General features: G+C 74.4%; 18 protein-coding genes and 1 pseudogene. 9 read left to right on the top strand and 10 right to left on the bottom strand.

Annotated elements, in window-relative coordinates:
* Nucleotides 1–8: 8 nt before the first annotated feature.
* Nucleotides 9–1175, bottom strand: coding sequence for an amidinotransferase (locus ACF07N_RS23720; protein ID WP_392116228.1), 1167 nt, complete (start codon nt 1173–1175; stop codon nt 9–11).
* 174 nt (nt 1176–1349) lie between these two features.
* On the opposite strand from ACF07N_RS23720, the gene ACF07N_RS23715 reads away from it, so the two are divergent.
* From ACF07N_RS23715 to ACF07N_RS23675, 9 genes and pseudogenes are all read left to right on the top strand, one after another.
* Nucleotides 1350–2006, top strand: a complete 657-nt coding sequence (locus tag ACF07N_RS23715; protein WP_392116225.1) for a maleylpyruvate isomerase N-terminal domain-containing protein — start codon at nt 1350–1352, stop codon at nt 2004–2006.
* A 57-nt stretch (nt 2007–2063) separates the two neighbouring features.
* Nucleotides 2064–2867 (top strand): alpha/beta fold hydrolase, encoded by an 804-nt coding sequence (locus tag ACF07N_RS23710; RefSeq protein WP_392117027.1) that lies wholly within the window; start codon nt 2064–2066, stop codon nt 2865–2867.
* Nucleotides 2867–4213 carry a SpoIIE family protein phosphatase gene (locus tag ACF07N_RS23705; RefSeq protein ID WP_392116222.1) on the top strand — a complete coding sequence of 449 codons (1347 nt, stop codon included), beginning with the start codon at nt 2867–2869 and terminating at the stop codon, nt 4211–4213. Before ACF07N_RS23710 ends, ACF07N_RS23705 begins: the two co-directional genes overlap by 1 nt.
* The gene (locus ACF07N_RS23700) at nt 4210–4533 is read left to right on the top strand and encodes an STAS domain-containing protein (RefSeq protein ID WP_392116219.1); all 324 of its coding nucleotides are present in this window, start codon (nt 4210–4212) and stop codon (nt 4531–4533) included. The genes ACF07N_RS23705 and ACF07N_RS23700 overlap by 4 nt, the downstream gene beginning before the upstream one ends.
* Nucleotides 4534–4914: 381 nt before the next feature.
* Complete coding sequence (locus ACF07N_RS23695; protein WP_392116216.1) at nt 4915–6618, top strand: ABC transporter ATP-binding protein; 1704 nt, start codon at nt 4915–4917, stop codon at nt 6616–6618.
* Nucleotides 6619–6969: 351 nt separating this feature from the next.
* A complete protein-coding gene (locus ACF07N_RS23690; protein ID WP_392116213.1) occupies nt 6970–8562 on the top strand; it encodes an AMP-binding protein in 1593 nt (530 codons plus the stop codon).
* A 39-nt stretch (nt 8563–8601) separates the two neighbouring features.
* Nucleotides 8602–8706, top strand: a pseudogene (locus tag ACF07N_RS23685) (3-beta hydroxysteroid dehydrogenase); the annotation flags it as partial.
* A 246-nt stretch (nt 8707–8952) separates the two neighbouring features.
* Nucleotides 8953–9366, top strand: a complete 414-nt coding sequence (locus ACF07N_RS23680; protein ID WP_383332261.1) for an SRPBCC family protein — start codon at nt 8953–8955, stop codon at nt 9364–9366.
* A gap of 5 nt (nt 9367–9371) precedes the next feature.
* Entirely contained in the window at nt 9372–9680 is a 309-nt protein-coding gene (locus ACF07N_RS23675) for a hypothetical protein (protein WP_383332263.1), read from the top strand.
* A gap of 10 nt (nt 9681–9690) precedes the next feature.
* Here ACF07N_RS23675 and ACF07N_RS23670 read toward each other — a convergent pair whose 3' ends face one another.
* The 9 genes from ACF07N_RS23670 to ACF07N_RS23630 form a co-directional block, all read right to left on the bottom strand.
* Nucleotides 9691–10866 carry a Rieske 2Fe-2S domain-containing protein gene (locus ACF07N_RS23670; RefSeq protein ID WP_392116210.1) on the bottom strand — a complete coding sequence of 392 codons (1176 nt, stop codon included), beginning with the start codon at nt 10864–10866 and terminating at the stop codon, nt 9691–9693.
* Between the two features lie 327 nt (nt 10867–11193).
* On the bottom strand, nt 11194–11829 hold the full coding sequence (locus tag ACF07N_RS23665; protein ID WP_392116207.1) for a potassium-transporting ATPase subunit C: 636 nt from the start codon (nt 11827–11829) through the stop codon (nt 11194–11196).
* A 5-nt stretch (nt 11830–11834) separates the two neighbouring features.
* A complete protein-coding gene (kdpB, locus tag ACF07N_RS23660) occupies nt 11835–13910 on the bottom strand; it encodes a potassium-transporting ATPase subunit KdpB (RefSeq protein ID WP_392117024.1) in 2076 nt (691 codons plus the stop codon).
* Nucleotides 13911–13939: 29 nt separating this feature from the next.
* Nucleotides 13940–15640 (bottom strand): potassium-transporting ATPase subunit KdpA, encoded by a 1701-nt coding sequence (gene kdpA, locus ACF07N_RS23655; protein WP_392116204.1) that lies wholly within the window; start codon nt 15638–15640, stop codon nt 13940–13942.
* A complete protein-coding gene (gene kdpF, locus ACF07N_RS23650; protein ID WP_009326374.1) occupies nt 15641–15730 on the bottom strand; it encodes a K(+)-transporting ATPase subunit F in 90 nt (29 codons plus the stop codon).
* Nucleotides 15727–15849 carry a hypothetical protein gene (locus ACF07N_RS23645; RefSeq protein WP_383332275.1) on the bottom strand — a complete coding sequence of 41 codons (123 nt, stop codon included), beginning with the start codon at nt 15847–15849 and terminating at the stop codon, nt 15727–15729. Before ACF07N_RS23645 ends, kdpF begins: the two co-directional genes overlap by 4 nt.
* A gap of 102 nt (nt 15850–15951) precedes the next feature.
* A complete protein-coding gene (locus ACF07N_RS23640; protein ID WP_392116200.1) occupies nt 15952–16788 on the bottom strand; it encodes a glutathione S-transferase C-terminal domain-containing protein in 837 nt (278 codons plus the stop codon).
* Nucleotides 16789–17106: 318 nt separating this feature from the next.
* On the bottom strand, nt 17107–20043 hold the full coding sequence (locus ACF07N_RS23635) for a hypothetical protein (RefSeq protein ID WP_392116197.1): 2937 nt from the start codon (nt 20041–20043) through the stop codon (nt 17107–17109).
* 2 nt (nt 20044–20045) lie between these two features.
* Nucleotides 20046–21902, bottom strand: coding sequence for an HSP90 family protein (locus ACF07N_RS23630; RefSeq protein ID WP_392116194.1), 1857 nt, complete (start codon nt 21900–21902; stop codon nt 20046–20048).
* Nucleotides 21903–22257 lie beyond the last annotated feature (355 nt).

Here is a 22257-nt window from a genome sequence, read left to right as displayed (position 1 = left end):
CGGTGCGGTCAGTCGAAGTAGGACTGGAGCGGGCCGCGGCGCCGGACGTCGAGGGTGGCGCAGTGGAACGAGCCGCCGAACGGGGCGTAGTGCAGCAGGTCGCAGGGGATCGGCTCGAAGCCCCAGCGCTCCAGGGCGCGCAGCATGCCGGTGTGGTGCCGTTCGGCGATGACCCGCTTCTCGTCGAGCATCAGCACGTTCATGCTGAGCCACTTGCCGCACATCGACGTGACTTTGAGCAGCCGCTCGTCGATCGGGTCCGGTTCGGGCGCGACCAGCACGTCCCAGGAGCCCAGCACGTCCGGCAGGTCGTCGGGGTCGACGTACTCGGGATTGATCAGCACCTTGCCGGGCGCGAGCGGCACGAACGTGGTGTCGATGTGCATGGGCGTGCGGCAGCGGCTGGGGATCTCGTGGATGCGGTAGTCCGGCCCGAGGTGGCGGCGCAGCCAGTCGATGCCCATCGCGTTGGTGACGTTGCTGCGCGTCACGAACAGATCGCGTCCCGCCCGGACGAAGTCCGCCGCGTCGAAGACGGGTTCGAACTCGGTGAGGATGTACCGCATGGGTTCGCCGTCCTCCGGCACGCGGAAGTCCGGATCGAACAGCTCGTCCGTCAGCTGCGGCCTGGGCGCCGCCGTCCAGCGGGCACCGCGCCGGAAGTAGTCCTTGAGGATCGGCCGGTAGGAGTGCGTCTCGAAGTACCGGCACGGCCAGGCCATCGGCGTCTCGATGATCTCGTCGCCGATCACCAGCATGCTGTCCCGCGGGCAGGTGTTGCAGAACCCGCGCGAGGACCAGTCGGGCGTGCCGAACCGGCGCCGGTGGTCGACCGCGTCGGGACGGCGGACGGTGACACCCAGCGACTCCAGCAGGGCGACGAAGCCGTCGATCTCCTGCTGGGCCTGCTCGACGAGCAGGCGCGGGTACCGGAAGCCCGCGGCGAGCCCCTGCAGGCGCCCGGCCCAGGGCGGCACGTTGCAGGTGACGACGGGGTGGTCGGAGGGGATCGTCGCGCCCTCCAGGCGCCCGACGATGATCTCCTCCAGCGGATCCCACTCGTTGTGCGAGCTGACCGGCCGGGCGAGCTGCTCCGCGCTCGGGACGGCCGGGGCGAGGTGCCGCGCGGTCCCGTCGGCCGCGGTGACTGTTCCGGTGCTGCGTGTGACCGTCATGCTCACCACTCTTCCGCCACTGGCTGCGGTGGCACGCCGCGCGGGCGCGCGGCGTGACAGGGGCCCGCCGGAGCCGTGCACGTCGGCTGCCGTGCGGAGTGCCGGCGCCCGCGCGGGCGGACCGGCCGTGGAATACGGTTGCCCACCTTCGGGCACTTCACTACGTTGCCGAAGGTGGATCATTTCTCGACCGCCTGGACGGCGCTGCGCGCGGCCGTCGCCGACCTGTCCGACGAGGACTTCACGCGGCCGTCCGGCTGCACCGGCTGGCTGGTGCGGGACCTGGTGTGCCACCTGGTCATCGACGCTCAGGACGTCCTGATCACCCTCGCGACCCCGTCCGGCCGGGAGCCGACCCGGGACGCGGTGACCTACTGGGAGGTCTCCGGGACCCCGCCGACCGGTGAGGACCCGCTCGACGCGCTGACGGTCCGGCTGGCCGCCGCGTACGGGGACCCCGGCCTGCTGAGGTTCCACCTGGACGACGTGGGTTCGGCCGCGGGCCGGGCCGCCGTGCTCGCCGATCCGGCCGGCCGGGTCGGTACCCGCGACCAGGTCCTCACGGTGGCCGACTACCTCTCGGTGTACGTGCTGGAGTGGACGCTGCACCATCTGGACCTGATCGCGCACCTGCCGGACCAGGCGCAGCCCCCGGCGGCGACGCTCGGCCGGTCCCGCGAGTTGCTGGAGCGCATCGCGGGCAGCCCGTTCCCCGCGTCCCTGTCCGACCGGGACGCGCTGCTGGTCGGTACGGGACGGCGGGATCCGACCGGGGCGGAGCGGGCCGGGCTCGGGGACCTGGCCGGCCGGCTCCCGCTGTACCTCGGCTGACCGGCCGCGGCGAGGCCGCCGTCGAAGGGGTCCGGCCGAGGTGGGAGCATGGCCGGTATGGACATCCGCCGCAGGAACCACGTGAACGTCACCGGCCCCGACGACGCGCCGGTGCTCCTCCTGGCCCACGGGTTCGGCTGCGACCAGAACATGTGGCGTCTCGTGGCGCCGGTGCTGGCGAAGCGCTACCGCGTGGTGCTGTTCGACTACGTCGGCTCGGGCAGGTCGGACCTCACGGCGTGGAGCGAGGAGCGCTACTCCTCCCTGGACGGTTACGCCCGTGACGTGGCCGAGGTCTGCGAGGAGCTCGACCTGCGGCGGGCGGTGTTCGTGGGGCACTCGGTCAGCGCCATGGTGGGCGTGCTCGCGGCGCGGGCGGCGCCGGAGCGGATCGGGGCGCTGGTGATGGTGACGCCCTCGCCGTGCTACATCGACAGCGGGGACTACCGCGGCGGCTTCAGCGCGGAGGACATCGACGAGCTGCTGGCCTCGCTCGAGGCGAACTACCTGGGCTGGTCGTCCGCCATGGCGCCGGTGATCATGGGCAACCCGGACCGCCCGGAGCTGGGCGAGGAACTGACCAACAGCTTCTGCGCCACCGACCCGGACATCGCGCGGGTCTTCGCCCGGACCACGTTCCTGACCGACAGCCGCGAGGACCTGGCGGGTGTCCGCGTGCCGACCCTGGTGCTGGAGTGCGAGCAGGACGCCATCGCGCCCCGCGAGGTCGGCGCCTACGTCCACGCGGCGATCCCGTCCTCCCGGCTGGTCACCCTGGGCGCCACGGGGCACTGCCCGCAGCTGAGCGCGCCCGAGGCCACCGCCGAGGCGATCCTGGACTTCGTGGAGTCCGTCCAGTGATGTGCCGCAGGGACGGACTGCCGGAGTCCGCCGGGACCGGGGACGGGGGGAGCACCGACGCGGCTTTCACCGCCCTGCTGGAGGACAGCGCCGAGGACCTCTACGAGGCGGCACCGTGCGGCTACCTGTCCACCCTGATGGACGGCACGATCGCCAAGATCAACACGACGCTGCTGGACTGGCTCGGCCTGGAGCGCGACGCCGTGGTGGGGCGCAGGCGCTTCGCCGACCTGCTCACGGTCGGCGGCCGGCTGTACCACGAGACGCACTTCGCGCCGCTGCTGCGCCTGCAGGGCGAGCTGCGCGGGATCGCCCTGGAGATGCGGCGCGCGGACGGCGGCAGGCTTCCGGTGCTGGTGTCCGCCGTGGTCAAGCACGGCACCGAGGGCGAGCCGCTGCTGATCCGCACCACCGTCTTCGACGCCTCCGACCGGCGCGCCTACGAGGAGGAACTGCTGCGCCGCCGTCAGGAGGCCGAACGGGCCCGCGCGGAGGCGGAGCGGGCCCGCGCCGAGGCCGAGGCGGCGCGGCGGCAGGCCGAGGCCGACCGGGCCCGGCTGGCCGCCGCCCTCACCGTCCTGCAGCAGTCCCTCGTCCCGGACTCGCTGCCCGCGGTGCCGGGCCTGGAGACGGCCGTCCACTACCACACGGCCTCGCCCGACCGGCTGGGCGGCGACTTCTACGACCTGTTCCCGGTCGCGGGCGACCGGTGGGCGTTCTTCCTCGGCGACGTGTGCGGCAAGGGGCCCGAGGCCGCCTCCCTCACCTCGCTGACGCGCTACACCCTGCGGGCCGCCGCCCACCACGACCCGGAGCCGGCCGCGGCCCTGGCCACGCTCAACGCCGTCCTGCACGAGCGGTACACGGGCGACGGCAACCCCCGCTACTGCACCTGCGTCTTCGGCATCGTCGAGCCCGCCGGGGAGCACGGCCCGGCCGTGGTGCGCCTGGCTTCCGGAGGGCACCCGCCGGCTCTCGTCCTGCGGTCCGACGGCAGCGCCGAGTACCTGCCCACGCCTGGCGGCATGCTCATCGGGGTGCTGACCGACGCGCCGATCGGCACCGCCCGGACCGTCCTGGCCCCCGGCGACACCCTCGTGCTGTACACCGACGGTCTCACCGAGGCGCGTTCCGGGCCCGGCCGGGACGACCGGTACGGGGAGGACGCCCTGCTCGCCTTCGGCGCCGCCCACGCGCCCGCCGCGCCCCGCGAGGTCGTCACCGCGCTGACCGGGCTGCTGGAGGGCTTCGGTGACGGGCTGGACGACGACACCGCCCTGCTCGCCCTCGGAGTCCCCTCCCCCGGTCCTGCCGGGATACGCCCCACGACGAGCCGCCTGCCATGAACGCGCTGACCATCGACGTCCACCCCACCGCGGCCGGCCCGGTCCTCCGGGTGGCCGGCGACCTCGACTTCGACCGGGCACCCGCGCTGCGCCGCCGGATCGACGAGCTGTCCCTGGAGCCCGGGCAGTGCCTGGTGGTGGACCTGTCCGGCCTCGGGTTCTGCGACTCGTCCGGCATCACCGCCCTGCTCGCCGCCCGCCAGCACGCCCTGGCCGCCGGGGCCGACATCGTGCTGGCCGCCGTACCGGCCAACCTGATGCGGGTCCTCACGCTCGTGGGCCTGGACCGGGTCTTCACCCTGCGTCCGGACACGCCGTGACCGGGGGCGGCTGACGCCGTCCGGCCGCCGGTGCCCGTCCTCCGGGACGGGCCCGGCGCGAGCGGCAGGCCCGGCTCCGCCCCCCAGTCCGCCCGCCGCGCCTCTTGGCGCTCCCCGCACACCACCGCCCGGCTTGAAAACGCTTGGACTGCGCGGTCGCGGTCGCGGGAGACTTCCGAACTCGACCCGGAACTCCACACATCCGTCGCGGCGATGCCCCCTGCCCGCACTCGCGCGGGAGGGGCGGCCGCAGGACGCCACAGGGGTGGGATGGAAACGCCTGGATCACGCAGGGTTCAGCCGGGCAAGCGCTCGGTCCTACTGGCACTTCGGTACTACGGGAAGGAGCTGTCCCGGCTGCGCCGGTGGACGGCTCCCGCCATGTTGCTCTCGGCGCTGGGCAACATCGGCCTCTACTACATCGCGCCGCTGATCGTCGCCAAGCTGGTCGGCGGCCTCGCCGGCGAGGAGCACGTCACAGTCGCCTCGGCGCTGCCGTACGTGCTCGGCTTCTCCGGGGTCCTGCTGCTCTCGGAGGTGCTGTGGCGGATCGCCCTGCACTGCCTCAACCGGCTCGACGCCCTGGGCATCGAGCATCTGTACGTGATCGGGATGGACGAGCTGTTCGCCAAGGACGCCGCGTTCTTCCACGACAACTTCGCCGGCTCGCTGACCAAGCGCGTCCTCAGTTTCGCCTCCCGCTTCGAGGCGTTCGTGGACACGCTGACCTTCCAGATCGTCGGCAGCTTCGTGCCGCTGACGTTCGGCGCGGTGGTGCTGTGGCGCTACGAGCCGCTGCTCGTCGCCGGCCTGCTGGTGATGATCGCGCTGACGGCGGTGCTGGTGGTGCCGCTGATCCGCCGTCGGCAGCGGCTCGTCGACGAGCGTGAGGAGGCGATCGCCCGGGTCTCGGGGCATGTCGCCGACAGTCTGATGAACATGGACACCGTGCGCGCGTTCGCCGCCGAGCGGCGCGAGGCCGCCGAGCACCGCTCCCGGGTGGCCACCTCGCGCCGGCTCACCCTGCGCTCCTGGGACTACGGCAACCTGCGCATCGACACGCTGGTCGCGCCGATGTCCGTGCTGACCAACGCGGCGGGTCTGCTGCTCGCCGTGACGCTGGCCGGGGGCCCGCACGGGGTGGAGGCCATCGTGGTCGCCTTCACGTACTACACCAACGCGACCCGCATCATGTTCGACTTCAACCAGATCTACCGCCGGCTGGAGAGCTCCATGACGGAGGCGGCGCAGTTCACCGAACTGCTGCTGACGCCGCCGACCGTGCTCGACCCGCCGGAGCCGGAGCCGCTGCGGCCCCGGGCCGCCGACGTCCGCTTCGAGAAGGTGACGTTCGCCCACGGGGGCGGCCGCCCGCTCTTCGACGGGCTCGACCTGGACGTGCCGAGCGGGTCGAAGCTCGGCCTCGTGGGCCGGTCGGGCGGCGGCAAGACCACCCTCACGCGGCTGCTGCTGCGGATGACGGACATCGACGGCGGCCGCATCCTGATCGGCGGGCAGGACATCAGCCGGCTGCGCCAGGCCGACCTGCGCGGCCAGATCGCCTACGTGCCGCAGGACCCGGCGATGTTCCACCGCACCCTGCGGGACAACATCGCCTTCGCCCGGCCGGACGCGACCGACGAGGAGATCCGCCGGGCGGCGCGGGCGGCGCACGTCACGGAGTTCGCCGACGCGCTGCCGGACGGTTTCGACACCCTGGTGGGCGAGCGGGGCGTGAAGCTGTCCGGCGGGCAGCGCCAGCGCGTCGCCCTCGCCCGGGCGATCCTGCGCGACGCGCCGATCCTGCTGCTCGACGAGGCGACCAGCGCGCTGGACTCGGAGAGCGAACTGCTCGTCCAGCAGGCGCTGTGGCGGCTCATGGAGGGGCGGACCGCGCTCGTGGTGGCGCACCGGCTGAGCACGGTCGCGACCATGGATCAGCTCGTCGTGCTGGACCGGGGGCGGATCGTCGAGCAGGGCAGTCACCAGGAGTTGCTCGCCCTCGGCGGCGCGTACGCGAAGCTGTGGCGGCACCAGTCGGGCGGCTTCCTCGACGACACGGCCGGGCGGGCCGGGGTGGTGTAGCGCGCCGGGCCGTCCCCGTGTCCGGGGGCGGCCCGGCTCTCCACTCTCCACATCGACGCCGACGAGCGAGGGGAACCCCGCCCCGGCGCAACGGGCGGCCACCTCGCTTCACCCGTGGGCGTGATGCCGCACCGCCACGCGGGTGAACATCATGTCACGGTGCGTGACCGGCCGTTACGGTGGCGCCGTGCCCGAAGCCCCGCGTGCCCGCTTGACAGCCGTCGCCGTCCGTCTGCCGCCCCGCTGCCCCGCGCCGGCCACCTCGTGAGGGACGACGCCGCGCCGGGGACGAACTCGGCCCCCTCATCCGTGACTTCCTGCTCCCCCACCCCAGCTCCCGCGAGGACAGCGATGACCGCCGCACCCGACAGCGTCTCCGCCCGCCTGGCCCGCCTCGGCGAACACCCGGGCTCCACCGTCATCGTCCGCTGCAGCGGCCCCGTCTCCGCCGCCGACGTGACGGCCGCGCAGCTGCTGGACGGCTGCCGCCGTATCGCCGACGCCCTGCGGACGGCCGGGGTGCGCTCCGGCGACCAGGCCGTGGTGATGACCCGGGACGCCTACCAACTGGTCGCCTGCGTCTACGCGCTGACCTCGCTCGGCGCCGTCCCCGTGCCGATCGAACCGCGCGCCGAGGTACGGCGCTGCCTGGACGAGATCGCCCCGGGGGTGTTCATCGGCGAGCCCCTGGCGCACGTGGCGCGCCGCGCGCTGGGCTGGGGGCGCGGCCATGTCCGTACGGCCCTGGTGACCGGCCGCGGTGTCCCCGGGCAGGCGCACCTCCTCGGGCGCCACCTGCCGTCGGCCGTGCCGGACGGCACCGGTCCCGGTCCGCGCCTGCCTGAGCCCCGGCCCGAGGACCTGGCGACGATCGCCCTCACGTCCGGCTCCGCCGGGCGGCCCGAGGGGGTGGAGTACGCCTACGCCACCCTCGCCGGTCAGCTCACCGCCCTGGACTCGGTGGTGCGGGCGGAGGCGGACGACGTCCTGCTGTCCTGCTTCCTGCCGTTCGCCGCACTGGGTCCGCTGCTCGGCGTGACCACGGTCGCCCCGCAGGTCGACCACCTGGCGCCGGCGCGCACGCCGCCCGGGCACCTGGTGGGACCCCTGCTGCGCCACCGGGCGACCGTCGTGCTCGGATCCCCGGCGGTCCTCGGCCTGATCGCCGGTCACTGCGCCCGCCACGGACTGACGCTGCCGTCGGTGCGCCGGGTCCTGTGCTTCGGCGCACCGCTGCGCCCACGCCTCGCCGAGGCCCTGGCCAAGGCGCTGCCCGCCGGCGCGGAGATCCTCAGCGTCTACGGCGCCACGGAGTGCCTGCCCGTGGCGGCCGTCGGCGCGGACGAGGTGCGCGCGCTGCGGAACCAGTCGCCCCCGGGGCACGCGGGTACCTGTCTGGGCAGGCTCCTGCCCGGTGTCGAGGCACGCGTGCTGGACGCGGACGCCACCGGCCTGGGCGAGATCGCCGTCGCGCAGCCCGTGATCGGCCCGGGCTGGCACGCCCGTCCCGAGGCCACGCGTGCCGCCCGGACCGAGGCGGACGGCACGTCCTGGTACCGCACCGGCGACCTGGGCCGCCTCGACGGGGAAGGGCGCCTGTGGTACCTGGGCCGCAAAGCCCATCTCGTCACCGGCGAGGACTTCACCCTCACCACGGAGGACGTCGAGGCCACGGCCGACACCGCCGCCGGGGTACGCCGCACGGCCCTGGTGGGGGTCGGACCCGCCGGACGGCAGCGGGCGGTGCTCTGCGTCGAGCCCGAGCGCGGAGCGCGCAAGGAAGCGGTCGCCGGCGGCCTGCGCGCGGCCCTGCGCGACCACCCGCACGCCCGCCGCATCGGCACGGTCCTGTTCCACCCGCGCTTCCCCACCGACGTCCGCCACAACTCCGGGACGGACCGCGCGCGGCTCGCCGCCCGGGCCGCCGAGGAGGGCCGGCGGTGAGGGTCCTGGTCACCGGCGGCGGCTTCCCCGGGCAGGGAGATCTGCCGGCAGCTGCCGGCCCGCGGCACCTGGGTCGTCTCCCTCGGCCGCCGCCCCAGTCCCGCCCTGGAAGCTCTCGGGGTCCGGCACCACCTGGGGGACGTGGCTGATCCGGCCGCCGTCGCCCGCGCGCTCGCGGGGTGCGACGCCGTCGTCCGCAACGCCGCCCTGGCCGGAGTCGGCGGGCCGCTCGCCCCCTGCCGCCGCGCTGCCGCCCGCCGGGTGACGTGCCCCCGGCGGCCGGGAGCCGGGCCGCGGACCACCGGGTTGCCGGGACGGAACGATCCGCGGTTAGGGCCGGGCGAGCCGGGAACGCGGTGCGCTGTACGTCCCCGAGCCGAGGGTGCCGCGATGACCGAGTACGAACGTTCCCGCACGATGCACGCACCGCCCGAGCACGTCTTCGACCGGGCCGCGGACGTCGGCCGGCTGGAGAGCTGGCTGCCGGACGCCCTGCACGTGGAGGCCGGGGAGCTGCCCGCCGTCACCGTGCACGAGGACCGCACCGACGAGGACACCGCCGCCCTGCTGCGGGCCCGGCCCGAGCAGATGCGGCTCGAGTGGGGCACGCGTGAGCAGGGCGGTTACGCGGGCTGGCTGCAGGTCGCGGGCATCGACAGCGGAGCCAGCGAGGTGACACTGCACCTGTCGTTCTTCGACGCCGGCCACGACCCGGGCGAGGAGGCCGTCACCGGCGCTCTCGAGACCAGTCTGCGGCGCCTGGAGGAGCAGGTGCGGCCGCGCGTCGACCGGGACGCGGGCTGATCGCCGTGGCACGGACCAAGCAGTACGCCGTCGCGGCGTCCGGGCAGTGGACCGACGAGGAGGAAGGGCGGCGCCGCCTGCCGTCCGGGGAGGTGCACGCCTGGGAGCCGGGCCGCAACGAGACGGTCTGCGGGCTGTCCCTGAGCCGGTCCCGTCTCCTGCGCTTCCCGCACGTCGGCTGGCCGGACACCTTCCCGGAGTCCGGCGGTGCGGCGGACCGGGTGCGGCGCCAGTGCCCGCGCTGCGCCTCGGTGGCGGGCCGCCGCGGTCCCGACGCCCGTCCCCGCTGGCAGCGCACCAACCCCCGGCCCTGATCGGCCGCGGTCACCGGCCGCCGCACGCCCCGGCGTCGCCGCACACGGCGGTGCGCGGTCCGGGCCCGATCGGGACGCCGTTGCCGCGCAGCACCTCGCGGACGTCGAGGATCAGCGGGAACACCTCGTGGTTGCGGTCCTCCCCCTGCTCGTCCCAGGCCCGCTGCTCCGCCTCGACGGCCATGCGGTCCTCGGCGAACACCCGCTCGGTGAAGCGCCTGATGAGCGGCCGCGCCAGGTGCAGCACGGCGGGGACGCGCGGCTTCTCGATCATCAGCAGGCCGTAGGTGTGGCACCTGCGCTGCTCGGCGTCCTCGGGCACGTAGGCGGCCCAGAGGCGGAAGGCGGGGCGCTCGGCGTTCTCCGGGACCAGGTCGAGCGTCTGGTACGGGTACTCGGTGCGGATGGTCATGACGTCGCTGGACTCGCTGCCGCCGAGTCCCTCGGCGGCCAGCAGGCTCGCGCCGCGGTTGCGCCTGCCGCCGGTGTGCGTGAACAGGTACCGCGCCTCCACGGTCCGCGCGTCGGTGCGGTGCTCCAGCAGTTCGGGGTGGAGCCTGCCGACGACGCCCCGGTGGAGGAACTGGTGGTTCATGTCGAGCAGGTTCTCGTGCATGAACGAGTAGTGGCAGTGCACGGTCCGCGCGTAGGTCAGGGTCAGGTACCGCGGTGAGGCGTAGGCGGGCAGGTCGGGCAACGGCGTCCCGGCCGCCTTGTCCGGGTCGCCCGGGAAGACGAACACCAGGCCGTAGGCCTCGCGGACGGGGTAGCCGCGCACGCCGCGCGGCGGTCTGCGATCGCCCTTGGACAGGTAGGGGATCTGCGAGATGCGGCCGTCACCGCGGTAGGCCCAGGCGTGGTAGCAGCAGCGCAGCGTCTCGCCCTCCACGACGCCCATGCTCAGCGGCACCTGCCGGTGGGCGCACCGGTCCTCCAGCGCGTGCACGGTGCCGCTCCGCCCCCGGAACAGCGCGATGCGCTCACCGGCGAAGGAGGTCGCCCGCACCCGGCCGCGCCGGACGCCGCGCGAGCGGGCGACGGGGTACCAGAAGTCCGGGTTGGCCCCCACGCGCCGCAGGTCGGTCACGGCGGAGTCCGGCGCGGCGTCCGGTACGGGCCGTGCGTTCCCGGGCCCGCCCGCGAGGGAGCCGGCCGGGACGGTCCCGGTCCTGTCGGTGTCGGTCATGCCTCTCATCGTGCCGCCGTGCCGGGCCCGCGCCCTGCCCGGCGCGTGCGGACGGGTGAGGCGCGGACCGTGGCGGTTCAGTGCCCGGCGGGCGGCGCGAAGCAGCCGGTCTCCGGGTACGGGCCGCCCGCCACTGCCTCGGCGTTCGACTCCTGCACGAACCCCGTGACGCAGGCGTGGCGGTGAGCGGGGCACGGCGCGGGGCGGGCGAGGTGGGCATGGGGCCGCCCTCCCACGCGGGAGGGCGGCCCGGACCGGTCGCCGCACGGACGGGCCTGGGTACGCGGACTCATGACAGCGCGGCCGGCCTGGTGCAGCCAGGCGCGCTCATCCCTTGCGTGCCACCAACTCCCGCAGGGCGACGTTGAGTTCGAGGACGTTCACCCGGGGCTCACCCATGAAGCCCAGCGTGCGGCCCTCGGTGTGGTCCCGCACCAGCTTCTCCACCCGGGCGACCGGGAGCCCGTTGCGCTGTGCGACCCGGGGGACCTGGAGGGCGGCGTAGGCCGGGGAGATGTCGGGGTCGAGCCCGGAGCCGGACGAGGTGACGGCGTCGGCGGGCACCTGGGAGGGCCGCACGGTGTGACCGGGCACGGAGTTGTCCTCGACCACCTTGGCCTTGGCGTCCTCCACCTGCTTCACCAGTTCCTTGTTGTCGGCGGCCAGGTTGGTGGCGCCCGAGAGCAGCAGCTCGTACCGCGTGTTGACCGAGTTCTCGCCGAGCCCGTTCGCGGGCCGGGGCTGGAAGCAGTCGAGGCCGTAGCCCTGCTGGCCGATCAGGGACGAGCCGACGACCCGGCCGCCCGCGCTGATCTCGGAGCCGTTCGCCCGGCCGGGGAAGAGGCCCTGGGCGATGCCGGTGACGACCAGCGGGTAGGCCACGCCGGTCACCAGGGTCAGTACGAGCAGGGCACGCAGGCCCGCCCCGAGCAACCGGGCGGTGTTCGTGAGGGAGTTGTTCATGGCGGTCAGCCGATCCCGGGGACGAGGGAGAGGAGCAGGTCGATGAGCTTGATGCCGGCGAAGGGCGCGATCAGACCGCCGGCGCCGTAGAGCATGAGGTTGCGGCGCAGCAGCCGGTCGGCGCTCATCGGCCGGTAGCGCACGCCCCGCAGCGACAGCGGTACGAGCGCCACGATGATCAGCGCGTTGAAGACGACGGCCGACAGGATCGCGGAGTCGGGCGAGGACAGCCGCATGATGTTGAGCTTGTCGAGGCCGGGGTACACCGCGGCGAACAGCGCCGGGATGATCGCGAAGTACTTGGCGACGTCGTTGGCGAGGGAGAACGTCGTCAACGCCCCGCGTGTGATGAGGAGCTGCTTGCCGATCTCGACGATCTCGATGAGCTTGGTCGGGTCGGAGTCGAGGTCGACCATGTTGCCGGCCTCCTTGGCGGCCGACGTGCCGGTGTTCATCGCCACGCCGACGTCCGCCTGGGCGAGGGCGGGGGCGTCGTTGGTGCCGTCGCCGGTCATCGCGACCAGCTTGCCGCCCGCCTGCTCGCGCTTGATGAGGGCCATCTTGTCCTCGGGGGTGGCCTCGGCGAGGAAGTCGTCGACGCCTGCCTCCTCGGCGATCGCCCTGGCCGTCAGGGGGTTGTCACCCGTGATCATGACGGTTCTGATGCCCATGCGGCGCAGCTCCTCGAACCGCTCGCGCATGCCTTCCTTGACGACGTCCTTGAGGTGCACGACGCCGAGCACCCGGACGCCGTCGGCGTCCTCGGCGGCGACCAGGAGGGGGGTGCCGCCCGCCGCGGAGATCCGGTCGGCGATGCCGTCGGCGTCCTCGGGGACCGCGCCGCCCCGCTCCCGCACCCAGGCGATGACCGAAGCCGCGGCGCCCTTGCGGACGGTGCGGCCGCCGACGTCCACGCCCGACATCCGGGTCTGCGCGGAGAAGGCGACCCACTCGGCGCCGGCGAGTTCGCGCGGGCGCGGACCGTACCGCTCCTCGGCCAGGGCGACGACGGAACGACCCTCCGGTGTCTCGTCGGCCAGCGACGACAGCTGGGCCGCCTCGGCCAGTTCGGCCTCGGTGACCCCGCGCACCGGCAGGAACGCGGCGGCCTGCCGGTTGCCGAGGGTGATCGTGCCGGTCTTGTCCAGCAGCAGCGTCGACACGTCGCCCGCGGCCTCGACCGCCCGCCCCGACATGGCGAGCACGTTGCGCTGCACCAGCCGGTCCATGCCCGCGATGCCGATGGCCGACAGCAGCGCGCCGATCGTGGTCGGGATGAGGCACACCAGCAGCGCGACCAGCACGACCAGGGTCAGGTGCGTGCCGGCGTGGGCCGCGAAGGGCGGCAGGGTGGCGCAGGCCAGCAGGAAGACGATCGTCAGCGAGGCCAGCAGGATGTTCAGCGCGATCTCGTTGGGCGTCTTCTGCCGGGCGGCCCCTTCGACCAGGCCGATCATCCGGTCGATGAAGGTCTCGCCGGGCCGGGTGGTGATCCGGACGACGATCCGGTCGGACAGCACCCGGGTGCCGCCGGTGACAGCCGAACGGTCGCCTCCCGACTCGCGGATGACCGGGGCGGACTCGCCGGTGATGGCCGACTCGTCGACCGAGGCGACGCCCTCGACGACGTCACCGTCGCCGGGGATCGTGTCGCCGGCCTCGCAGACGACCAGGTCGCCGACGGTCAGCTCGGTGCCGGGGACGACCATGCCGTCCGTCTTGCGGGCCACGGTGCCGGACTTGGCCTTGCGCAGGGTGTCGGCCTGCGCCTTGCCGCGGCCCTCGGCGACCGCTTCGGCCAGGTTGGCGAAGAGGACCGTCAGCCACAGCCAGGCGCTGATGGTCCAGCCGAACCAGTCGCCCGGGTCGGTGAAGGAGAAGGCCGTGGTCAGCACGGACCCGATCCACACCACGAACATCACGGGCGACGTGACCATCACCCGCGGGTCCAGCTTGCGGAAGGCCTCGGGCAGGGCGCCGAGCAACCGGGCCGGCTCGAACAGGCCGGCGCGGGCGCGGTGTTCGGCGGTGGGGTGCTCCGCCGGCGCGTCCTGGTGGGGCACCAGGGTGGGAGTGGACATGGCGTCCTCGTGGGGTTCGGTACGGGTGGTCACGACGCGAGTCCCTCCGCGAGCGGGCCGAGGGCCAGGGCGGGGAAGTAGGTCAGACCGGTGATGATCAGGACGGCGCCCACCAGCAGGCCGGTGAACAGCGGTTTCTCGGTGCGCAGGGTGCCCGCGGTGACGGGGACCGGCCGCTGCCCGGCGAGCGAGCCGGCCAGCGCGAGCACGAAGACCATGGGCAGGAACCGGCCGAACAGCATGGCGAGCCCGGTCGTGGTGTTGAACCAGTCGGTGTTCGCGTCCAGCCCGGCGAAGGCGGAGCCGTTGTTGTTGGCGGCGGAGGTGAAGGCGTACAGCACCTCGGAGAAGCCGTGCGCGCCGGGGTTCAGTGCCGAGTGCGCGGGGGTCGGCAGGGCCAGCGAGGCCGCGGTGCCCACGAGGACGAGGGCGGGGGTGACGAGGATGTAGCACGCGGCGAGCTTCATCTCGCGCGCGCCGATCTTCTTGCCCAGGTACTCGGGGGTGCGGCCGACCAGCAGACCGGCGATGAACACCGCGATGACGGCCAGGACGAGCATGCCGTAGAGGCCGGAGCCGGTGCCGCCGGGCGCGATCTCGCCGAGCATCATCGACAGCAGGGTGAGACCGCCGCCGAGGCCGGTGAAGGACGAGTGGAAGGAGTCCACCGCCCCGGTCGAGGTGAGCGTGGTCGACACCGCGAAGATCGAGGACGAGCCGACGCCGAAGCGGACCTCCTTGCCCTCCATCGCCCCGCCCGCGGCCTGGAGCGCCGGGCCGTGGTGGGTGAACTCGGCCCACATCATCAGGGCGGTGAAGCCCAGCCAGATGGTGAACATCGCGGCGAGGATCGCGTACCCCTGCCGGAGGGAGCCGGCCATGAGGCCGAAGGCGCGGGGCAGGGAGAACGGGATGATCAGGATGAGGAAGATCTCGAAGAGGTTGGTGAAGGGCGTCGGGTTCTCGAAGGGATGGGCGGAGTTGGCGTTGAAGTAGCCGCCGCCGTTGGTGCCGAGTTCCTTGATGGCCTCCTGCGAGGCGACCGCGCCGCCGTTCCACTGCTGCGCGCCGCCCGTGAACTGCCCGACGTCGTGGATGCCGGAGAAGTTCTGGATCACGCCGCACGCCACCAGGACGACGGCGGCGACGGCGGCGGCCGGGACGAGGACGCGCACGGTGCCGCGCACCAGGTCGGCCCAGAAGTTGCCCAGCTCGTCGGTGCGGATGGGGGTCCCCCCGCTCGAACGGAGCTGAGAGCGGGGGAGGGCGAAACCCCGGACCAAGGCCACGGCGACGGCCATGCCGACGGCCGCTGACAGGAAGTTCTGCACGGCGAGACCGGCGGTCTGCGCCAGGTGCCCCATCGTCTGTTCACCGGCGTAGGACTGCCAGTTGGTGTTCGTCACGAACGACACGGCCGTGTTGAAGGCCTGCGCCGGCTCGACCGACGCGAAGCCGAGCGAGCCGGGCAGGTGCCCCTGGAGTCGCAGGAGCAGGTAGAGGAACAGGACGCCGACGGCCGAGAAGGCGAGGACGCCGCGCAGGTAGGCGGGCCAGGTCATCCCGGCGTCGGGGTCCGCGCCGACGGCCCGGTAGATCCATCGCTCCACCCGCAGGTGCCGCCCGCCGGAGTAGACCCGGGCCAGGTAGGTGCCGGCGGGGACGTGGAGCAGCGCCAGGGCGCCGACGAGGGCCAGCAGCTGGAGCACGCCGGCGAGGACGGGGCCCATCTAGAACCTCTCCGGGAAGATCAGGGCGAGGACGAGATAGCCCAGCAGGGCGACGGCCACGACCAGGCCGACGACGTTCTCGGCGGTCACAGCTTCGTCACCCCCTTGGCGACGAGAGCCACCAGCGCGAAACCCGCGAGCACGGTGATGACGAAGGCCGGATCGGCCATCGCTGACTCCTGAGGTGAGGTGCGGAACAACGGACGCATGCAGCAAAGCGCCTCATCGACCGGATGCGATCACCCGTTGACGGCTCTCTTACGCCCGTGACCGCGACCTTGACGCACCTCTGACGGATCGCGCCCGTTCCGTCAGGCGTACGCCGCCCAGTCCACGATCGGGACCGCCGCGCCGGCCGCCTCCCGGCCCCGGCAGTGGGCGTGGTGCCTGCGGGCGATGCCGTCGAGGTCGATCCGGGAGCCGAAGGCGGGACGGGCGGCCAGCCGGCGCGCGTACGCCCACAGGCGGGGGTGGCCGGTGATCCGGTGCACCGCGGCGGCGTCCAGGTGGTGGCGGTGCACGGTGTCGAGCTCCAGCAGCGTCGCCCACAGCTGCACGTCGGCGAGGGTCGGCCCGTCGCCGAGGAGGTACGCCCGCCCGTCGAGCCGCCGCTCCAGCACCTCCAGCGTGTCCAGCAGGGCGGCCAGCGCCGCCTCACGGGCCGCGGGGCCGGTGTCCCACCGCCCGGCCCGCTGGGCGGCGGAGGCGATGCCCTCGCAGAGCCGGCCCACGTCCTCGACGGCCGCCTCGGAGCCGCGCGGATGGAGGTCGGGTCCGTCGCCGCCGAACCGCCGGGCGAGGTCCCGCAGGATGTCGGGGGCGTGCGTGCTGACGATCCGTCCGGTCCAGCCGTCGCTGAGCACGGGCGCCGCGGCCGGCCCCGGGTGCTGGTGGGCGCTGGCCTCGTACAGCGGGCGCAGGGCGAGGTGTCCCCCGCCGGGTGCGTCGGGCACGGCCGGGAGCAGCGTCAGCGGGACGGTGTCGTGGAGGCCCAGCAGGCCGTGCGCGACGGCGATCTGCACGGAGTGCGGACACGACAGGGCGAGGTGCAGCCGGTAGCGGCGGGACGCGGCGTAGTAGCCGCTGCGCGCGTCACGGCCGATCCTGCTCCGGAAGGACGGCGCGGCGGTCGGGATGGTGGCGGACATGCGTCTCCCTGGGGCTCGGTCGAGGGCGTACGACGGCGACGGTGCGCGGCGGTCACGCGCCGCGGGGCGGCGCCGTGCGACTCGCGGCGCTGCACACCCTCACCAGGTCGATGTGCCGGCGTGAGGTCAGCAGGGGCAGCGACCGCAGGACGGTGTGGACGGTGTCGCTTCCGGAGTCCGCTGCCGCACCGCCCATGTTTTTCCCTACCGATTCCCTAGGATTCCTCTACGGAGTGTCGGGCCGGGCCGGGAGCGCGTCAAGAGGCCCGTGCCCGCGGTGCCGGGGCGGGGTCCGGCCCCGGCACCGCGGGCACCGGATCACTCCTCGTCGCGCAGGCGGGCCGCCAGAGCGGTCAGGGCCTCGGTCTCCTCCTCGTGGCCCAGCGCGGTCAGCCGGGCGATCGCCGCGTCGAGGCGGGTCAGAGCGGGGGCGGCGCGTTCCAGGTAGATGCCCTCCACGGCGCCCGCGAGGCGTACGCACTCGGCCCACTCGCCGGCCCGGTCGCCGTCCGCGCCCGGCTCGCCGAGCAGGGCGAGGGCCCGGTCCAGGGCGGCCATCGACTCCTCGTACGCGCCCGCGTAGGCGTTGACCCGCCCGTGCTCGTAGGCCAGGGCCGCGTCCAGAGGCCGGCCCTGGGCCTCGTACCCGGCGGCGCGGGCCCCGTCGGCGACCCGGGCGGCGTCGGCCAGGAAGGCGCGGGCGCCCGCCAGGCCGTCGGGGCCCTGCCGCTGGGCCTGGAGACGGGCGAGCTCGCGCAGGCAATTGCTCAGCAGCTCGTACCGCGGGTCCCGGGCGTGGGCGGCGAGCGCCTGGTCGGCGGCCTCGCGGGCCCGGCCGAACTCGCCGGACTCACCGAGGAGCACGGCCGTCTCGGCGGCGATCATGGCGTGGCTGCCCGGGTCGTCGTCCCAGCCGGCCGACTCGGCGGCGAGGGCGACGAACTCCGCCGTGGCGGCCTTCAGGTCCTCGCCCGCGTGCAGCGCCCGGGCGCGGGTGAGGCGCAGCTGGGCGACGAGCCTGTCGTCGATCTCCCCGGCGGTGACGTCCGGTTCGGCGAGCAGCGAGTCGAGCAGCGCGATGCAGTCCTCGACGCGGCCGAGGTCGAGACTGAGCTGGGCGGCGTTGCTGTAGGCGCAGTACGCGTCGGTGCGGTTGCCGCGGCGCAGCTCCAGCTCCGCCGAGCGGGTCAGGTGCCGCAGGGCCTCCTCGGGGCGGCCCAGGTGCATGGCGGCCTCGGCCAGGTCGCCGTGCAGACGGCCGGTGTCGACGGTGTCGGCCGGCCAGTCGGCGGCCAGGCGCAGGCCCTCGGACAGGTCGGCGTGCGCCGCGCGGGCGTCCCGGAGGCCGAGCTGGAGCCGGCCGCGCAGACCGAGCGTGCGGGGCAGGTGCCAGGCGGGGCCCTCGGCCTTGAGCCGGTCGAGCAGGGCGTCGATCTCGGTGACGGCGGCGGGCAGGTCGCCGGACATGGCGAACGTGCTGGCCCGCAGCAGCAGGGCGCCCGAGACCTGCCCGGTGATGGCGTGCCGCCCGGCGAACTCCAGCAGCCGGCCGGCCTCGGCGAGGACCGGCGCGACGTGCTCCGCAGCGCCCGTGGTCTGCAGGCGCAGCGCGAGCGCGGTCACGCGCAGCCGCAGCAGGCGGGCCTCCTGGTGCGGGGTGAGGCCGGGGGTCTCCTCGTGCAGGCGCACGATCGACGCGTGGGCGGCGGTCAGCGCGGCGGCCTTGGCGTCGGCTCCGCCGTCGCCCTCCGGGGGCAGCTCGGCGGTGGCGAGCAGGGCGCAGGCACGCGAGACCGCCGCGTCGCCCGGCCGTCCGGCGTCCTCGTACAGGGCCGCGGCCTCCTCGTGCAGGGCGGCGGCGTCGGCGTACTGGTCCCGCTCCCCCGCCCGGCCCGCCTCGTCGTCCAGCAGGTCCGCGCGCAGCCGGGCGGGCGGGCCGACGGCCGGGTCGTCGGGATGGACGTGGTCGCGGGCGGCGACCAGCGTGCGCAGCCTCGCCCAGCAGGCGCGCGCGTCCGGGTGCCCCAGCTCGTCCAGTTCGCGGGCCTTGAGGACGAGGTCGGGCAGCGCGTCGGGGACGGCGCCGGCCGTGCGGACGACGGGTGCGGCGGCCGGGGCGGCCGGGGCCAGCTCGTCCAGGCCCCGGGTGCGCAGGGTCAGTTCGAGCGCGTCCAGGAGCGGGGCGCGGTCGAGGCGGGCGCGGCGGCGGCCGGTGTGGGCCGGGGTGCCGTTGCGGGCGTCGAAGCGTGCGGCGAGGTCGTCCGCACGGCCGCGGACCTCGGCCCGCAGACCGGCCACCGTCCAGGTGCGGCCCGCGTATCCGGAGGCGGGCAGGTCGCCGTGGCCGAGCGACTCGACGCGCTGGAGGAGGACCTCCACGCCGGTGAGGAAGTCGAGCTGGTCCAGCGGCGAGTCGACCTCGTCGAACAGGTTCCGGTTCTCGGCGAGCAGTTCCAGGCCGCGGGCCTCGTTGCCGGTGAGCGCGCAGAACTCCAGGTGCCGTCCGACCTCGGCGGACATCGCGGGGTTGCGGCGGCAGCCGCGGTAGCCGGCCAGGTGCAGTTCGCGGGCCCGCTCGGCACGGCCGGTGCGCAGCAGGGGAAGCAGGGCGTGCGAAACGGAGCGGGCCGGCTCCTCCTGGCAGGACTCCTCGCCGGCCAGGACCGGCTCCCAGGCGCGCAGCGCCCGCTCGTCGTCACCCGCCGCGAGGTGGTACAGGGCCCGCTGGCAGGTCTCGCAGGCCTCGCAGTCGCTGAGCCGCGTGCGGGTGCGGCCCGCCCACAACTCGTAGGCGGGGGTGGTGTCCTCACCGGTGTGGGCGGCGAGCTGGTACGCCTGCCCGTAGTAGGGCTGGAGGCCCAGGCCGGCCCGCTCGTACCGGTCGCGCATCTCCGTCAGCCACTGGCGCAGGCTGGCCAGCGGTATCTCGGGCAGCTGGCGCAGGGCGTGGGCCACCCACTTGAACCGCCAGAACAGCTGGTGGCGCATGCGGTCGTCGAAGACGTCGGGCTGCTCGTCGAAGAGGGTCAGCAGCCGGGCGAAGACCACCGGCGACTTGCGGGGTTCGGAGCCGTAGGTGTACGCCTCCTGCAGTTCGAGGAGGGCGTGCACGAGCGGGACGGGCTCGCCGAACTGCTCGGCGGCGTCGACGAGTTCCTCGGCGGTGACGGTGCGGGTGCGGCCGTAGGGGCGCTGGTCGTTCTCCTGGAGCGCCTGGTACAGCTCGTCGGTCGTCTGGGGCGTGGTCGTCGGCATCGTCAGCTGTCCTTGCGCAGGGCGTGGGCGAGAAGGTCGAGGAAGGAGCGGTTGATCAGGCTCGACTCGGCGGGCCTGAGCGGGCGGCGGGACAGCAGCGCGGCCTGCCCGTAGAGGGCTTCGGCGCTGGTGCGGGCCAGTTCCGGCTCGTCGATCGTGACGGCGGTGCGCACCAGCGGGTTCAGCTGGTTGAGGATCAGCTGCGCGCGCGGGGCCTCCTGGCGCAGCGCGCCGAGGATGTCGCCCCACAGGCCGCCCTCCTGCTCCCGGGCCAGCTGGGAGCGGGTGCGCTCGTGCCGGGCCTCACGGCTGTCGACGAGGAGCGCCGGGGCGGAGGCGGGCTGGAAGGTGCGCAGGGCCACGTCGCAGTCGAAGACCGCGAGGGCGTCGCGGGCCCGGGCGAGGTAGGCGGCGGCGGCGAGTTCGGTCTCGCGGTCGACGGGGTCGAGGTGGGCGGTGAGGGTCGCCGGGTCGAGGTCGGCGACGGTGGCCTCGGGCCTGATCTCGGGCAGCCGGTGGACCAGTTCGCGGTCGTAGGTGTAGCCGCCGTTGACGACGCCGAGCCCGGCCGCCGAGGCGATCGCCGCGACCTGCCGGAACTCCTCCACGCTCGACGTGACGAGCACGGTGCGGTGGGTGCGCGCGAACTCGTCGAGCGTGGTGTGCCCGTCGGTGGTCTCGAACGGCAGCCAGGGCAGCAGCATCCGCAGGATCTCGTCGTCGTGCACGGCGAGCGACTTCACGGCCAGGTGGTGGGCCTGCAGGAAGCGGTGCAGCAGGTCCGGGTCGCTGGCGGCGGCCCGGGCGATCCAGGCGCGCAGCCGCTCCGCGAGGGCATCGCGGACGGCGGCGAGGGTGTCGTCCTCGTACAGCGACTCGCGGGACGCCGTCGGGCGCAGGCTCTCGGCGTCGACCACGCAGCGGACGAAGAACGCCCAGTCGGGCAGGATCTCCTCGGCCTGCTCCGAGAGCAGCATGCCCTTGACGTGCACGCGGTGGCCGTGCCGGCGTCCGGCCGGGACCGTCTCGGGCAGGACGCAGGCGATGCCCTTCAGGCCGACCGCCGGCAGGTCCAGCTCGATGGTGTCCAGCGGGGTGAAGCCGAAGACCTCCTCGCCGTACGCGGCCAGGGCGCGGGAGCGGGCACCCGGGGTGGGGTACGAGCGCGCCCACGGGGCGGGCTCGGGGTTGACCGGCGCGCCCGGGGCGCCGGGTCCCGCGGTGCCGTCGTCGAAGGTCACGGGGTGGCGCAGCAGGGAGCCGAAGTGGCGGGCCAGCGCCTGCACCTGCGGCGGCCGGGTCCACTCACCCGCGTCGGCGCGGGGCGTCAGCGTGACCGTGGTGCCGGGCCGGGGGCGGGCCGAGGCGGGCAGGGTGCGGACGGTGTAGCTGCCGTCGCCGCGTCCGCGCCACTCCACCGCCGGCGCGCCGGGCGTGCGGGCGGAGCGGCTGAGCACGTGGATCTCGTCGGCGACCAGGAAGCAGGAGAGCAGGCCGATGCCGAACTGGCCGATGAAGTCCCCGCGCTGCTCGGCGATCCGGTCCGCGCGCTTGCTGCTGCGGCCGATGGTGGCGAGGAAGCTGTGGACGTCGGCCTCGGTGAGTCCGACGCCGTCGTCCTCGACGCGGACGACCGAGCCGTCCGCGTACAGCCGGACACCGAACGCGCCGGTGGGGGCGTCCGGTTCGAGGGTGTGCCGGGCGGTCAGCGCGTCGACGGCGTTCTGCATGAGCTCGCGCAGGTAGACGCGCGGGCTGGAGTAGAGGTGGTGGGAGAGGAGGTCGACCAGGCCGCGCAGATCCACCTGGAAGGTGCGGTCGGCGCCGGCCGGGGTCGCGGTGGTGTCGGGAAGAGTCATCGGCGGTTCCGGGGTAGAAGGAGACGGATGAGGTGACGGACGGCGGACGGCGAAGGGGCCGGACCGGGTCCGGAGGACGGGCGAGCGGGCGGGCGAGCGGGCGGGCGGACAGGTGGGGCTTGGGTGCGGCGGCGGGGGCCGGGCGCCTCAGGCAGCCGGATGTGTCTGACCGGTCGGACGGCGCTGTGCGACCGCTGGACCGGGCGGGCGCTGCCTGACCGGTGGACCGGCGGACGCTGCGCGACCGGTGGGTCGGGCGGCGCTGCGTGACCAGTGGGTGAGAAGCCGCGCGACCGTCCGCGTCGGACAGACGCTGCGCGACCGGTGGGCGGCGCGTCGGTGGGAGGCGCGGTGC

The sequence above is a fragment of the Streptomyces sp. NPDC015242 genome (assembly GCF_043079125.1).
GTDB lineage: Bacteria > Actinomycetota > Actinomycetes > Streptomycetales > Streptomycetaceae > Streptomyces.
The sequence above is the reverse complement of the archived record's forward strand: the minus strand, read 5'-3'. Positions and strand labels throughout refer to the sequence as shown.

Excerpts from the sequence above, each read along its gene's own strand:
- ACF07N_RS23720 (WP_392116228.1), bottom strand. The coding sequence starts at position 1,175 with ATGACGGTCACACGCAGCACCGGAACAGTCACCGCGGCCGACGGGACC.
- ACF07N_RS23710 (WP_392117027.1), top strand. The coding sequence starts at position 2,064 with ATGGACATCCGCCGCAGGAACCACGTGAACGTCACCGGCCCCGACGAC.
- ACF07N_RS23705 (WP_392116222.1), top strand. The coding sequence starts at position 2,867 with ATGTGCCGCAGGGACGGACTGCCGGAGTCCGCCGGGACCGGGGACGGG.
- ACF07N_RS23700 (WP_392116219.1), top strand. The coding sequence starts at position 4,210 with ATGAACGCGCTGACCATCGACGTCCACCCCACCGCGGCCGGCCCGGTC.
- ACF07N_RS23695 (WP_392116216.1), top strand. The coding sequence starts at position 4,915 with ATGTTGCTCTCGGCGCTGGGCAACATCGGCCTCTACTACATCGCGCCG.
- ACF07N_RS23690 (WP_392116213.1), top strand. The coding sequence starts at position 6,970 with ATGACCGCCGCACCCGACAGCGTCTCCGCCCGCCTGGCCCGCCTCGGC.
- ACF07N_RS23680 (WP_383332261.1), top strand. The coding sequence starts at position 8,953 with ATGACCGAGTACGAACGTTCCCGCACGATGCACGCACCGCCCGAGCAC.
- ACF07N_RS23670 (WP_392116210.1), bottom strand. The coding sequence starts at position 10,866 with ATGACCGACACCGACAGGACCGGGACCGTCCCGGCCGGCTCCCTCGCG.
- ACF07N_RS23665 (WP_392116207.1), bottom strand. The coding sequence starts at position 11,829 with ATGAACAACTCCCTCACGAACACCGCCCGGTTGCTCGGGGCGGGCCTG.
- kdpB (WP_392117024.1), bottom strand. The coding sequence starts at position 13,910 with ATGTCCACTCCCACCCTGGTGCCCCACCAGGACGCGCCGGCGGAGCAC.
- kdpA (WP_392116204.1), bottom strand. The coding sequence starts at position 15,640 with ATGGGCCCCGTCCTCGCCGGCGTGCTCCAGCTGCTGGCCCTCGTCGGC.
- ACF07N_RS23645 (WP_383332275.1), bottom strand. The coding sequence starts at position 15,849 with ATGCGTCCGTTGTTCCGCACCTCACCTCAGGAGTCAGCGATGGCCGAT.
- ACF07N_RS23640 (WP_392116200.1), bottom strand. The coding sequence starts at position 16,788 with ATGTCCGCCACCATCCCGACCGCCGCGCCGTCCTTCCGGAGCAGGATC.
- ACF07N_RS23635 (WP_392116197.1), bottom strand. The coding sequence starts at position 20,043 with ATGCCGACGACCACGCCCCAGACGACCGACGAGCTGTACCAGGCGCTC.
- ACF07N_RS23630 (WP_392116194.1), bottom strand. The coding sequence starts at position 21,902 with ATGACTCTTCCCGACACCACCGCGACCCCGGCCGGCGCCGACCGCACC.